Consider the following 14213-nt stretch of genomic DNA (forward strand, 5'->3'; position numbering starts at 1 on the left):
GATTAGAATTGACCTATCATTTAAATTATGATAATTTATGGAATGTTTATTTTTGAGATATTATGATAGTCAGAATTCTTTGCATGGTTTTACTTTTATTAGGTAGTGGCTGTACACTTATAAATATGCATCATGGTTATCCTGTTTCAGAGATTGGTTTATGGAATAAAATCAAAGTAGGTGATTCTGATAGTCAAGTAACACAATTACTAGGTGTTCCATGCATTGTTGAGGGTAATGTATGGTATTATATTTCTTACAGTGTATATAAAAAGCGTTTTTTTTCGACAAAGGAATATGAGTCTTCTACGTTAAAATTGACATTTGATGATCAAAGTAAAAAGGTAATAGAAGTAAAAAACATAAAAATAAATAAAACTCAACTAATGCAATTACTTAAGAAAGATACACAAATTACTGGAATTAATGATAGTCCATTACGCAATTTTGGTGGTGGATTATTGATTAAATAATATGTATAGCGTTGTGAGTTTTTATTAAATAATCTTACAATAAGCTTTGATATAGTTAGGGTATGTGCTTTTTTTAATATTAAAAATACAGTAACAGTCACATGTTGCATTAAAGGGAGCCATAATTTTTCTAGTTTTAGAGCAAAATGTTGTCAGTATAGATAATTTTACCATATTATCATCCATTTAATTAGTCTCATTAAAATTGTATTATTTATTTATGAAAAACCGAAATATGATTGATTTTGCAATTATTAATAGCCTAATCATTGAATAGTAGTAATTGTGTTCTAATCAACTCCTAGTAAAGAATTAGATAAAGTATATAACCTATATACTTATATTCATGTTATATAAGGTATCATGTTTTTAGATAATTTGCTATAATTAATCCTATATTTTAAGTAATATGTATAATACACTGTATTTCTTGATATCATGAATAGTCTACTTTCACAAAATATAATCCATAAGGTGGAGCTGTTACACCAGCATAAGACCTATCTTTTGCGTCAATTATGTTTTTGATATGTTCTGGAGAAAAATTACCCTTACCACATTCAACTAATGTACCAACAATAATACGAACTTGATGGTGTAAAAATGATATTGCAGATATATTAATATCAATATATGGATGACTATATGTAATAGTTAAATTATCTATAGTTTTTACAGGACTTTTGGACTGACAACATTTTGCTCTAAAACTAGAAAAATTATGGTTTCCTTTAATGTAACATATTGCCTTTATCATATTTTCAACATTTAAAGGAGTACGTACTAACCATGCTCGGTTATAATCTATTGTTAAAGGTGAATAACGATTTATTATTTTGTATACATAATGTCTCATTTTTGCTGAAAATCTTGCATGAAAGTCAGTGTTTGTTTTTTCTACATGTACTACAACAATAGGGTTAGATATTAAGTGATAGTTTATTGCATTCCTGACAATATATGTATCAAAATCTGCTGCTAAATCAAAATGTGCCACCTGGCCTAATGCATGTACACCAGCATCAGTTCTACCTGCTGCATGTACTGTAACATACTGTTTTGAAAACTTAAATATTGCTTCTTCTAAAATTTCTTGAATAGAATTTGAGGCATGATGTTGTTTTTGCCAACCGATAAAGTTTGATCCGTCATATTCTATAGTAATTTTATATCGCATTATTAATGTTCTTTATTAACTATTACATATTAGATACTGTAAATATTACTTATTTATACTATGATATCCACTTTTATTCATAACAATTTTTCTCATATCATGTAAAAAGATATCTTGATGCTCTTATTTATTGACGTTTTAGTAAATATGTAATGAACCTTTTCTAAAATACCCTAAAGTTTGTAACAATAAATATTCTTAGTTATCATAGATAAGAACATTATACCGTTATCACTTAATAATCTACTTATATTTTTTATAAATAAAGATAGATTATCAACATGTTCTGCTATGGCAACAAGGCTTTCTACTAATTTTATTGTATTTTGTATTATATATAAGTCAAAAAATAAAAAGTCCTTATTTAACATGTTAAAAGTGAGTTTATTATCTAAGAAAACAAAAACAACATAAAAAATATCAAAGCTACTTAAAGTTGAAATAATGTGTCAAATATTTTATTATATAACTTACTATTAAATTTACTACTTATTAGATAATAAGTACTGTAATAGTGCCTTACGTACTGCAACACCCATTTTTACTTGTAGTAGAATTATAGAATGTTTTTCTGCTACATGATGAGATATTTCTGTACCTTTATTTGCAGGTCCAGGATGCATAATTATTACATCTGGTCGTGTATAAGAAAGGTTATTAGAATTTAGCATATAAGTGTGAGCATATTCCTCTTTTGAAGAAATGATAAAATTAGTCATACGCTCTTTTTGTAGCCTTAATAACATAATAACATCAGCGTCACGAATCCCCTCAATAAAATTGTGATGTATACGCGATATTCCTCTTAAGTTACAAGCTAATGTTGGCGAAGCAACTATTGAAATATTAGCTCCATATCTCGATAATAATCTTATGTTAGATCTTGCAACTCTGCTATGCAGTATATCACCACATATAGATATATTTAAATTATGAATGTTATCTTTTATATAGCGTATAGTACAATAGTCTATTAATGCTTGTGTTGGATGTTCATGATGTCCGTCTCCTGCATTGATGATACAACAGCTAGGTAAATATTCTGATATTTTTTTTATAAATTGGCTATATTGTGACCTTATAATAATTAAATCTGGATTCATTGCATGTATGTTTAACACAGTGTCTATAATGCTTTCTCCTTTGTTAATAGATGATGTGCTTGTATTTATAGTGATAGTATGTGCTCCTAAAGATTTTGCTGCAATTTCAAAAGAAGATAAAGTACGTGTTGAACTTTCAAAAAATAAATTAACAATGATTTTTTTATGTAATGAATTATTGTTAATATTGTTATCATTGAAATGTTGTATTGCAATTTTAAAAATAGATTCTATATCATAAGAACTTAGATCATTTACTTCCAATAACACATTCATTATATAACTCATTTACCTATAGAAAATGCAAAATTACAATTTATAACTATCACATATTTTGTTAGAGCTTTCTATAACACTTCAATTATATTTATATATTACAATGGTAAATTAACATGAAAATAATCTTACCATAAATATAGTAATCTAGTTTTAAAAATACATAACTTCAATTAATCATTACGATTCAACTGTACTTAATAACTACAGACATTTTTTGAAATATACCAAGGCCATTAGTTAACAAAATATTTTTTAACAAAACTACATATATTAGGTATATGCACTATAAATTGATAATCAAGAAGAGTTTTTTTTACTTTATCTAAATTTTTCTATAGGTATAATGTTGTTTACTTAAATTAAGTAAATATTACTATGAATGATTATAATGCAAGCTCAATTACTGTCTTAAAAGGGCTAGATGCAGTAAGAAAAAGACCAGGAATGTATATAGGTGATACTGACGACGGATCAGGTTTACATCACATGGTATACGAAGTTATTGATAACTCCATAGATGAAGCACTTGCTGGTTTTTGTAATAAAATAGATATTATCATTCAAAATGATGGGTCAGTATCTGTAATAGATAATGGAAGAGGTATACCTGTAGACATACATGAAGATGAAGGGATACCTGCAGCAGAAGTAATTATGACACAATTACATGCTGGTGGTAAGTTTGACCATAATTCCTATAAAGTCTCTGGTGGGCTCCATGGTGTTGGCATATCAGTTGTAAATGCGCTTTCAAGTTGGTTAGAGTTGACTATATGGCGTAATGGTAAGGAATACTTTATGCGTTTTGAAGATGGAGTCACGGTAACACCTCTAAGTATAGTAGCTGACAATATTACAAAAAAAGGAACTAAAATAACTTTCTTACCATCAAAGGATATATTTTCATTTGTAAATTTTAACTATTCAACACTAGAAAATCGTATCAGAGAACTATCGTTTCTTAATTCTAACATCAATATGAATTTGAAAGATTTGAGAGACAATCAAGTGTCAGATTCATCTTTCGGGATAAGAAATTCCACTAAAACTTCAACTACAGAAGATAAAGGAACTTCAGGTTTTGTTAAATATCTTGACCGAAATAAGAACCCTGTAACTAAAGTTATTCATATAGAAGGCAGCATACCTGAAAATGGTATTAATGTAGAATTATCAATGCATTGGAATGATTCATATTATGAAAATATGTTATGTTTTACAAATAACATAAGACAAAGAGATGGTGGTACTCATCTTGCAGGTTTCAGATCTGCTATGACGCGTTGTATTAATAATTATGCTACTAATGAAGGTTTTTTGAAAAAGGCTAAAGTTAGTATTTTGGGAGAAGATGTAAGAGAAGGGTTAACTTGTGTATTATCAATAAAATTACCAGACCCTAAGTTTTCATCTCAAACTAAGGACAAATTGGTTAGTTCTGAAGCTAGAACAGCTGTAGAAAACATAGTGTATGAGCAACTTACAAACATTTTTGAGACTAATCCTAAATTAGCTAGTAGTATTATAGAGCGTATAATCAGGTCAGCTAAGGGTAGAGAGGCTGCTCGTAAGGCAAGAGATCTTATAAAAAGTAAAAATGGTTTTGATTTTACTATCTTACCTGGGAAATTAGCAGATTGTCAGGAAAAATCTCCAGAGTTATCTGAATTATTTATTGTAGAAGGTAATTCAGCAGGTGGTTCCGCAAAACAAGGACGTGATAGACGTTCTCAAGCTGTGCTATCTTTAAAAGGAAAAATATTAAATGTAGAACGTGCAAGTTTAGATCGTATATTATCATCTTCAGAAATAGCATCATTAATTACTGCAGTAGGTAGTAATATTGGAGTAGAAAGTTTTGATATAGAAAAAGTACGTTATCATAAAGTTATTATTATGACAGATGCGGATGTTGATGGGTCACATATTAGAACCTTATTATTAACATTTTTCTTTCGCTATATGCGTGAAATTATAGAAAAGGGGTACTTATATATTGCTCAACCTCCTCTTTATAAAGTTACACAAAATAAAAAGGAATTGTACATAAAGAATGATGAAATGTTGCATAATTATATTATTAATAATGCGATAAAAAATGTAACTTTCATTGCTGATAAGGATTATTCAGGAAACAGTTTGTCTAAAATATTACATCAATGCATAGAAATCAACAAAATTACAAAAAGCTATAGTAGGGTAGTTCCTCAAAATGTGTTAGAGTCGCTTATTATTTTCTTTAGAAAAAATGGTTGTGATTCTGCAGAAAGAATATCTAACCATTTAAATAAGATTTTCTGTGAATACGAATGGAATGTTGAAATACCTAATAAAGATAATATAACTATCTTCAGACTGTCTCATGGGCTAGTAGATAAATACTATCTTGATAGTTCAACTATGAACTCTGAAGACATTAAACGTGTTATAAGTATGTGCAGTGATATCGAAGAAGCGTTTAATAGTGTGCCAGTTCTATCTACAAAAGATAATAACATCAAGATAGATTCACCCACTTCTTTAGTAGACAATATAATTGAATTTGGCAAAAAAGATATGACACTGCAAAGATTTAAAGGTTTAGGTGAAATGAATGCGGATCAGTTGTGGGACACTACTTTGAACCCTGATACTAGAACTTTACTAAAAATTAAGATATCTGATTGTGAAGCTGCTGATGCGATATTTTCAGTATTGATGGGTGATTTTGTTGAACCAAGACGTGATTTTATCAATAATAATGCTTTGAATGTACAAAATATTGATGCATAAAAATATTAATAATAAAGAAGAATTGTAACATATATTTTATTTCTTTATGGTATAATTAAGTTCTGCATTTTAGTAAAGAGAAAATAAAAATTATAAAATATGGAAGTAAAAATTTAATATGTAATTTGTTGACGTAAAATACTAAAATGATAAAATATGTTACGCTTGCATAGCTTATGGGGAGGGGGATATTATGGCTAAAAAAGGAGCAAAAGTTGCAAAAACAGCAAGTAAAAATAATCCATTACAACGTAAAAAGGGTAGTACTCAAAAGATGTATGCTGGAAAAACTATAAAGCCGGTTAAATATATTAATAGGGAATTAGGTAAAATTTTTATTGCTGGACAGTATGATAATGGTGATTTAGTAAAGGATAATTTAGGTAATCCTATAGAATGGGCTAGCATATAAGGGTAATGTGTGGTTAAACTAGTTATAGATTCTTTAGAAATAGAAGTTGAAGATGGTATAACTGTACTACAAGCTTGTGAGCTTGCTGGTATACAGATACCCAGATTTTGTTATCATGAAAGGCTTGCTATAGCAGGTAATTGTAGAATGTGTTTAGTAGAGGTTTCTGGTGGACCACCTAAGCCTGCAGCTTCTTGTGCAATACCTGTAGCAGAAGGTATGGTAGTAAAAACCAATACTGAAAAGATAAAAAAAGCTAGGGAAGGAGTTCTAGAGTTTTTACTAATTAATCATCCTTTGGATTGTCCAATTTGTGATCAGGGTGGAGAATGTGATCTACAAGATCAGACCATGATGTATGGTAGAGGTATAAGTAGGTACAAAGAAGAAAAACGAGCTGTAAAGAAAAAGAATTTTGGCCCATTAATAGAAAACGCAATGACACGGTGTATACACTGTACTAGGTGTATTAGGTTTCTGTCAGATGTTGCTGGGAGTTATGAATTAGGTGCTCTAGGTCGTGGTGAAAAAATGGAGATAGATACTTATATTTCTAATCACATTAGTTCAGAGCTATCAGGTAATATAATAGATCTTTGTCCAGTTGGAGCATTAACCTCAAAACCATATGCATTTAAAGCTAGATCATGGGAACTGCGTCATTGTGAAACAATAGATGTATTAGATGCTGTATGTAGTAATATTAGAGTTGATACTCGTGGTTTAGAAGTAATGAGAATATTACCTAGAGTTAACGAGAATATAAATGAGGAATGGATATCTGACAAAACACGTTTTGCCTATGACGGTTTAAAATTACAAAGATTAGATAGGCCATATATAAGAAAAAATGGACAGCTATTACCAGTAACATGGGAAGAAGCATTCCATAAGATTTCAGAAAAAATTTCCAAGAGTTCTGGAAATAAAATTGCTGCAGTTGCTGGAGATCTAGCAGATTGTGAATCAATAATGCTATTAAAAGAACTTATGCATAAACTGGGAAGCGATAATTTAGAGTGTAGGCAAGACGGGTCAATATTACCTAATAATAATAGGTCATTATATTTATTTAACACTGGTATATCTAATATTGATAACGCTGACTTATGTTTACTTATTAACACAAACATTAGACTTGAAGCACCAATTATTAACGCAAGATTAAGAAAACGTTATTTACAAGGTAATATTAAAATTATCAGTGTAGGGGCATATGATAATTTCAACTATCGTGTAAAAAATTTAGGAAATAGTTGTTCAATTTTACACGATATATTAAATGAAAAGGTAGATATTACTGAATTATTGAAATCAGCAAAAAATCCTATGCTAATCTTAGGACAGGATGCTTTAATAGATAATTATGGTAGTAATATATTCATGTTAGCTGTTAAAATTGCAGAAAAATTTGACATGTTAAGAAATGATTGGAACGGGTTTAATATTTTACATAAAGCTGCAGCTAGAGTAGGTGCCTTAGATATTGGTTTTGTACCAAGCTCAAAGAAAAATATATTATTAGATATAGTTAGTGGTGTTAAGTCTGGAGAAATAGAGGTTTTATATCTTCTTGGAGCAGATGAAGTTAATTTCTGTCGTTCTGATTCTTCTTTTATTATTTATCAAGGACACCATGGAGATAAAGGAGCACAAGTTGCAGATGTTATATTACCTGGTGCAGCATATACAGAAAAAAATGCGACGTATGTTAATACTGAAGGTAGAGTACAAAGAACTAATATGGCTGTTCCCCCACCCGGTATGGCAAAAGAAGATTGGTCTATTATACAAGAATTATCAAAATATCTAAAAGTTGATATGCAATATAATACTATAGATTCTGTAAGAGATAAACTGTCAACATTAGGCAAGCAATTTTTAGAAGAGAATATTGGTTATTTGATACCTAATGAATGGGTTTCAATTGATGGGAATATTGATTTAGAAGAAAATGCAACATTTATAAATAAGAATTTTAATTTTTATATGACAGATCCAATAAGTCGTGCATCTGTTATAATGGCAAATTGTGTAAAAGCTTTTTTAGGAAAAGATTAGGTAAATATGCACTATTATGAAATTTTTCTAGATTTTTATAATTACATTAGCAGCGGGGTTTTATTATTCTTTAAAATAATTGCAATAATAATTTCAGTAATGGTATCTGTTGCTTATTTAGTATATATGGAGAGAAAAGTAATAGGTGCAATACAATTAAGGCAGGGACCTAGCGTTGTTGGACCTTTTGGTTTATTACAACCTTTTGCAGATGCTATAAAACTTATTATTAAAGAATATATTGTACCATTTAAAGCAAGTAAGTTATGCTTTTTTATAGCTCCAGTTATTACATTTACACTAGCTCTTTTAGGATGGGCAGTCATTCCATTGGGATCCAGTACAGTAATAGATAATGCTCAAGAAATTGTTATACCCAATGTTATTGCAAATATCAATATAGGAGTATTGTATATTCTCGCAATTTCTTCACTTGGTGTTTATGGAATTATAATAGCTGGGTGGTCAAGTAATTCTAATTATGCTTTTTTAGGTGCTATTAGGTCTGCGTCTCAAATGATATCATATGAAGTATCTATTGGACTTACTGTAGTCACAGTATTATTAGCTACTGGGTCACTTAATTTAGGTGAGATAGTTGTAGCACGACATAATATGCCTTATTGGATAGATTTATTATTGTTACCAATGGCATGTGTATTTTTTATATCTGCTTTAGCAGAAACCAATAGACATCCTTTTGATTTACCAGAAGCAGAATCTGAATTAGTATCTGGATATAATGTTGAGTACTCATCTATGCCATTTGCTCTGTTTTTTCTGGGAGAATACGCTAATATGATTCTTATTAACGCGATGGCAGTAATATTCTTTTTTGGTGGTTGGTATCCTCCTTTAAATATCAGCTTTCTATACATCATACCTGGAATTATATGGTTTATATTAAAAATAGTCATATTGCTATTTTGTTTCATATGGATTCGTGCTAGTATTCCTAGATACAGATATGATCAATTAATGAGGTTGGGGTGGAAGGTATTCTTACCTATATCTTTATTTTGGGTTATATTGGTTTCAGGAATTCTAGTATATACTGACTCACTTCCTAAAAACAATGTGAATAATAAAATACCTAGTTTTGTAGATAATTTATCATAATAACTAGATGGGAATACAGTAAGTAGTGGTCAGCCATTCTAGAAAGTATGTAAAATTCCTGAGTTGTTTTACAGATTAGCTTTTGCTTATAAATAAATATATAACTACCACTGTGCCAGTACCATATATGGTAAATAATTCTAATAATAACATGCGTAACTGAAATATTTTCAATATCAAATACTAAAATAGATACATTACATTTTACTTCAGCAATACTTAATTACAGAAATATTCTCTACGTTCTGACGTTCTTGTATTTCAGAGTATAACATTTCACTTGATAATTTTAGATTCTCATATATAACGTTTTCACGTTGTTGTAATATATAATATTGGCTACTAACATTGATTATTGGATATACAACAAAATTTAAATCAAAGCTTTTAATATCGCTGATAATAACATCAAGCATTCTATTTTGTATATGAACTATATCCTTGCATGAAATGAGTTTCTTTCTTATGTATGGTATAAAAAAATTTGTAATTCTTTGTTGTTTTCAACATATATCTCTTCACTTAACTCCTTTAATACCAATAATTCGTGAAAACGATGGTCCTTCATACACGAAATTTGACAAGTCGATATGACTTTACCATACTTTCCTTTTATTAAATTAATTGCAAGAACCAAATTTATAAATTGTTTATAACACGAGTAACATTGATGTTATATAATCAATTCTTTATAAGGAATTTAACACATTACATCATCTACAGAGCATTATGCTTTTAAATAATTCACTTCGAAAAAAATATATGAAAAAGACTTATATGGTATGATATTCATGAGGTATTCTACCATCAATAATGTGGTATAAACAGATCCTTTGCATTTGTTTTTGAAGAAAATGAAAGAAAAGAGAGCTATGTCTTATGTATAAAATATATTGTATGATAAGTGAAGAAAACCTCCATTCTAGTATGAAATAACACATACCTTATTAATACCAACTAAAATAAATCCACTACTGTGGTGTGCACGTTTAGCATGCTATGATCTATAAGATAAGGAAGTTAAAATAATTATCTTCTTTCACAACTTTAATACAAGTTTGTGATTTAAGAATCATACCAGTATGTGATACTACTTTCAATTAAACTTTCTGTATTGCTATACAGATAACTCAAAGTCAAATATTATCGCTATATCATTAGAGGAACAGATCACTTAACTAACACAGCACGTCAGTTATTAATATATAATGCACTGGGATGGAAGCCACCTGAATTTGCCCACATCCCATTAATACATGATGAAAATGGAAATAAACTATCTAAAAGGCATAATGCATTATCAGTGATCCCATAAGTATTATATATTACATATAATTTGTAATAACACAATAAATGGCTTATCTCTTGTGGATATTTATTCCATGTCTTTTGCATATTTTATTCTACTTAAGGATTCTTTTTGTTGAAAATGAACCATAATATCTACGATACTTGGAGCATTTATTCTTCCAATTATAGATGCACGCAAGCAGTGATAAATACTATTAATTTTCATATCGGAACTTTTTACAATGTTTTTAATTACTGAAGTTAATGTATTATGATTCCATTCATTTTCCAAAATTCTTGATAAATTATCATACAAAATGTTCAATATATTCTTATTAGATTTTATAATTGCAATAGCTTCTTGATCAATAGAAATAGGGATATCCTCAACATAAAATAAAGACTCGTTAGTTAAATCAACTAAATTCTTTGTTCTTTTTTTCAATTCTCTAATTCCACTTAATAAGTAATTTTTTTTCTTTGCAGTTATTTGACATCCTATTTTCCTCTCAATCATAGGAATTATCATATTCAGAATCATTGTATCATCAGCTGCATTAATATAATAATTATTTAAAAATTCTAGTTTCTTATTGTCTAATCTTGCTGGAGATTGTCCTACTTTATCTATAGAAAACCAGAGTATTGCTTGATCCATAGTAATAACTTCATCATTGTTATGGCTCCAACCCATCCTCAATAAGTAGTTAAACAAAGCTTCCGGCAATATACCTGCATTTTTATACTCATGTATACCTAATGCATTATGCCTTTTAGATAATTTATTTCCATTTTCATCATGTATTAATGGGATGTGGGCAAATTCAGGTGGCTTCCATCCGAGTGCATTATATATTAATAACTGACGTGCTGTGTTAGTTAAGTGATCTGTTCCTCTAATGATATGAGTAATACCCATATCATAATCATCAACAACTACAGATAAAAGATATGTTGGAGTATTATCAGAACGTAATAAAACCATATCATCCAGTTGTATATTTTCTACCTTAATAGTACCGTATACTTGATCTTTAAACTCAGTTACACCTTCCCTATCACTATACAACCTTACCACTTTACTACAATTATTAGTAGGTGGGCTTTTATCTTTCCATATACAATTATGTTTATAATATAAACCTTTTTTTTTATATTCTTCCTTTTCTGCATTAATTTCTTCTGCAGAACAATAACAATAATACGCTTTATTATTCAATATTAGTTGATTTGCAACTTCAATATGTCTAGATATTCTACTTGATTGTAATACGATTTCTCCATCATATTGGAGATTCAACCAATTAATTGAGCTAATAATAGAATCTATTAGTTCTTTTGATGATCTTTTAATATCAGTATCTTCAATACGCAATAAAAACTTACCATTGTTATGTTTAGCATATAACCAATTAAACAAAGCAGTTCTTGCACCACCTAGGTGTAGATAGCCGGTAGGTGATGGAGCAAATCTAGTAACTACATGATTAGACATAAAAAAAGCAATTATATAAATTAGGATTGTTTAGCATAAAAATAGTTTTGTAAAGCTAAATATCTTGTATATATTACTTCATAGCCTTCACATTCAAGTGTTATTGATGGTATAGATTTACTTACTAATATTAAAATCAGGAGATGTTACTGTATAGGAAATACAGTAGATAATAGTAAACCATTATAAGTATATATTGATAAGGACTAAGCTTAATTTCTAGTAACGGCACGGATATCATATATATGTGGTACAATTATGTATTGATAAAACTCACAGAAACAAACAGTCGTATCTGCTTTTATATTATCATTAATCTAGTTTTGAGTATTAAATTGAATAGGTATTCTAGAAATTAAAGAATATCATTAAATAAGAAAAAAGTATAAAAAGATTTAGCTCTTCAATACGAAATCTAATCTTCTAATGTAATATTATTAATAACACGAGCAAAATTTTATGAATTGGAATATTTTCAGACATTCGGAGCATAAAATTAGATTTCCTTTTTTATATGTTATACAACACAGTTTACGTTCTGATTTTGTTTTAATGTATACTTCTCTATCTAATTTATTTAGTATTGATAACTCATTAAGAAGTAGTATATAAAAGATATTTAGCTTTACAAAACTATTTTTATGCTAAACAATCCTAATTTATATAATTGCTTTTTTTATGTCTAATCATGTAGTTACTAGATTTGCTCCATCACCTACTGGCTATCTACACCTAGGTGGTGCAAGAACTGCTTTGTTTAATTGGTTATATGCTAAACATAACAATGGTAAGTTTTTATTGCGTTACGTCGATTTTTAGATTCGATATGTAATAAAATTATATACTTCCAATAACACATTATATCACTTATTTACCTATGGAAAATGCAAAATTGCAATTTGCAACTATTATATATTTTGTTGAAGCTTTCTTGACACTTAATTAATATTTATATACTACAATGGTAAATTAACATGAAAATAATCATACCATAAATATAGTAATCTAGTTTTAAAAATACATAACTTTGATTAATCATTTTATCTAATCGTGTATTACTTGAACAGTTGGCAACTGTTTTTGCAGTACTGTAATGTATTGTTTTAACTTTAATTATTTTCTGACATGATAAAAGTGCACATTACGGTAGTGGATTTATTTTAGTTAGTATAAATCTTATTTTGATTTTCCATGGGAAAAACTCTTTCTTTATAGAAACTAAAGAATCTAAGACTCCAAATGGTGCTACGACAAACTTACAATATAAGGTAAATGCTGATATTATTACTAATACAGATAATAATCCTATTATAATATATAATAAATAAAAGGATATTATTTGTAGTCATTTGGGTATATAATATAATTTAAGCAAGATTACTTATAAAAGATAAGCACAAAAAAGGACTAAATAGTACTAGAACACATAACAGATATGCAGGTCTTGTATTTAATAATAATAAAATATTTTGCATATTTCTGACACTGTGTTTGACTTTCTTATTAGATATTTTTGCATTTTAAATAAACTATTGATATTTAGTGAGTTATTGTAAGATATGTAATTTCTTGGTTTTCAGTAATCTTAAAGTACATTTATGATGAATAGAAGCTAAAGAAGAGATCTTAGAGGGAGATATAATAGTAGAGTATTATATTGAATAATATCATGAGCGTCTTATATAAGAGTATATATTAATGTTTTAAACTTATTACTATTGAAGAAGTATATATTAAAACATGTTTCAACCTTATTCTTGAGATTAATGAATAGAGAATTATTTTTTAGAGTAGGTAACAAATCTCTTGGACATTGAAGATGAGCTGTTAATATTCCATAGTTTCTAGTATTTCCTATACACTAACTTTAGGTACAGTAGCTTCAGCATATGCATATAACAATTTAGTTCCATATGCTATAATTCCAGAATGCTCATGATTAACTCCAGGCATAAATCCAGGAACATCTATCAAGTGCATTTTATAAAAGATACCTAAATTCCACTGGATTGAATACATATTCCACGACATA

11 protein-coding genes and 3 pseudogenes are annotated in these 14213 nt (G+C 28.6%); 9 read left to right on the forward strand and 5 right to left on the reverse strand.

The window, feature by feature from the left end; translation table 11 throughout:
* The first annotated feature begins 83 nt into the window (after positions 1-83).
* Positions 84-473 (forward strand): outer membrane protein assembly factor BamE, encoded by a 390-nt coding sequence (locus tag EDL80_RS02370; protein ID WP_230957616.1) that lies wholly within the window; start codon positions 84-86, stop codon positions 471-473.
* A 436-nt stretch (positions 474-909) separates the two neighbouring features.
* Here the strand turns inward: EDL80_RS02370 and truA are convergent, their stop codons facing one another.
* A complete protein-coding gene (truA, locus tag EDL80_RS02375) occupies positions 910-1650 on the reverse strand; it encodes a tRNA pseudouridine(38-40) synthase TruA (RefSeq protein ID WP_158406595.1) in 741 nt (246 codons plus the stop codon).
* A 485-nt stretch (positions 1651-2135) separates the two neighbouring features.
* On the reverse strand, positions 2136-3029 hold the full coding sequence (locus EDL80_RS02380; RefSeq protein WP_158406596.1) for an aspartate carbamoyltransferase catalytic subunit: 894 nt from the start codon (positions 3027-3029) through the stop codon (positions 2136-2138).
* Positions 3030-3407: 378 nt separating this feature from the next.
* On the opposite strand from EDL80_RS02380, the gene gyrB reads away from it, so the two are divergent.
* The 4 genes from gyrB (at position 3408) to nuoH (ending at position 9396) form a co-directional block, all read left to right on the forward strand.
* Positions 3408-5804: a DNA topoisomerase (ATP-hydrolyzing) subunit B gene (gene gyrB, locus EDL80_RS02385; protein ID WP_158406597.1), complete on the forward strand. Its 2397-nt coding sequence runs from the start codon at positions 3408-3410 to the stop codon at positions 5802-5804.
* 193 nt (positions 5805-5997) lie between these two features.
* Positions 5998-6216, forward strand: coding sequence for a hypothetical protein (locus tag EDL80_RS02390; RefSeq protein WP_158406598.1), 219 nt, complete (start codon positions 5998-6000; stop codon positions 6214-6216).
* Positions 6217-6225: 9 nt separating this feature from the next.
* Complete coding sequence (nuoG, locus tag EDL80_RS02395) at positions 6226-8277, forward strand: NADH-quinone oxidoreductase subunit NuoG (RefSeq protein WP_158406599.1); 2052 nt, start codon at positions 6226-6228, stop codon at positions 8275-8277.
* A 6-nt stretch (positions 8278-8283) separates the two neighbouring features.
* Positions 8284-9396 (forward strand): NADH-quinone oxidoreductase subunit NuoH, encoded by a 1113-nt coding sequence (gene nuoH, locus EDL80_RS02400; RefSeq protein WP_158406600.1) that lies wholly within the window; start codon positions 8284-8286, stop codon positions 9394-9396.
* Positions 9397-9605: 209 nt separating this feature from the next.
* Here the strand turns inward: nuoH and EDL80_RS02405 are convergent, their stop codons facing one another.
* On the reverse strand, positions 9606-9812 hold the full coding sequence (locus EDL80_RS02405; protein WP_158406601.1) for a hypothetical protein: 207 nt from the start codon (positions 9810-9812) through the stop codon (positions 9606-9608).
* 734 nt (positions 9813-10546) lie between these two features.
* Here EDL80_RS02405 and EDL80_RS02410 point away from each other — a divergent pair.
* Positions 10547-10702 (forward strand): annotated as a pseudogene (locus tag EDL80_RS02410) (glutamate--tRNA ligase family protein); the annotation flags it as partial.
* A 69-nt stretch (positions 10703-10771) separates the two neighbouring features.
* Here the strand turns inward: EDL80_RS02410 and gltX are convergent.
* Positions 10772-12181, reverse strand: coding sequence for a glutamate--tRNA ligase (gene gltX, locus EDL80_RS02415; protein WP_158406602.1), 1410 nt, complete (start codon positions 12179-12181; stop codon positions 10772-10774).
* 459 nt (positions 12182-12640) lie between these two features.
* On the opposite strand from gltX, the gene EDL80_RS05020 reads away from it, so the two are divergent.
* The 3 genes and pseudogenes from EDL80_RS05020 to EDL80_RS02425 all read left to right on the forward strand — a co-directional run bounded on the left by EDL80_RS05020 (position 12641) and on the right by EDL80_RS02425 (position 13509).
* Positions 12641-12793, forward strand: a complete 153-nt coding sequence (locus EDL80_RS05020; RefSeq protein WP_158407167.1) for a hypothetical protein — start codon at positions 12641-12643, stop codon at positions 12791-12793.
* Positions 12794-12859: 66 nt separating this feature from the next.
* A pseudogene (locus tag EDL80_RS02420) lies at positions 12860-12994 on the forward strand (glutamate--tRNA ligase family protein); the annotation flags it as partial.
* Between the two features lie 368 nt (positions 12995-13362).
* Positions 13363-13509 (forward strand): hypothetical protein, encoded by a 147-nt coding sequence (locus EDL80_RS02425; RefSeq protein ID WP_158406603.1) that lies wholly within the window; start codon positions 13363-13365, stop codon positions 13507-13509.
* A 529-nt stretch (positions 13510-14038) separates the two neighbouring features.
* Here the strand turns inward: EDL80_RS02425 and EDL80_RS02430 are convergent.
* Positions 14039-14155, reverse strand: a pseudogene (locus tag EDL80_RS02430) (carboxyl transferase domain-containing protein); the annotation flags it as partial.
* Between the last annotated feature and the right edge of the window lie 58 nt (positions 14156-14213).

Origin of the sequence: Ehrlichia ruminantium (genome assembly GCF_009728835.1) — a bacterium.
In the GTDB taxonomy this organism is placed as follows: domain Bacteria; phylum Pseudomonadota; class Alphaproteobacteria; order Rickettsiales; family Anaplasmataceae; genus Ehrlichia; species Ehrlichia ruminantium_B.

What these genes read in the sequence shown, in the direction of transcription:
- EDL80_RS02370 (WP_230957616.1), top strand. Translation starts at nt 84, where the DNA reads ATGGTTTTACTTTTATTAGGTAGTGGCTGTACACTTATAAATATGCAT.
- truA (WP_158406595.1), bottom strand. Translation starts at nt 1,650, where the DNA reads ATGCGATATAAAATTACTATAGAATATGACGGATCAAACTTTATCGGT.
- EDL80_RS02380 (WP_158406596.1), bottom strand. Translation starts at nt 3,029, where the DNA reads ATGAATGTGTTATTGGAAGTAAATGATCTAAGTTCTTATGATATAGAA.
- gyrB (WP_158406597.1), top strand. Translation starts at nt 3,408, where the DNA reads ATGAATGATTATAATGCAAGCTCAATTACTGTCTTAAAAGGGCTAGAT.
- EDL80_RS02390 (WP_158406598.1), top strand. Translation starts at nt 5,998, where the DNA reads ATGGCTAAAAAAGGAGCAAAAGTTGCAAAAACAGCAAGTAAAAATAAT.
- nuoH (WP_158406600.1), top strand. Translation starts at nt 8,284, where the DNA reads ATGCACTATTATGAAATTTTTCTAGATTTTTATAATTACATTAGCAGC.
- EDL80_RS02405 (WP_158406601.1), bottom strand. Translation starts at nt 9,812, where the DNA reads ATGCTTGATGTTATTATCAGCGATATTAAAAGCTTTGATTTAAATTTT.
- gltX (WP_158406602.1), bottom strand. Translation starts at nt 12,181, where the DNA reads ATGTCTAATCATGTAGTTACTAGATTTGCTCCATCACCTACCGGCTAT.
- EDL80_RS05020 (WP_158407167.1), top strand. Translation starts at nt 12,641, where the DNA reads ATGAATTGGAATATTTTCAGACATTCGGAGCATAAAATTAGATTTCCT.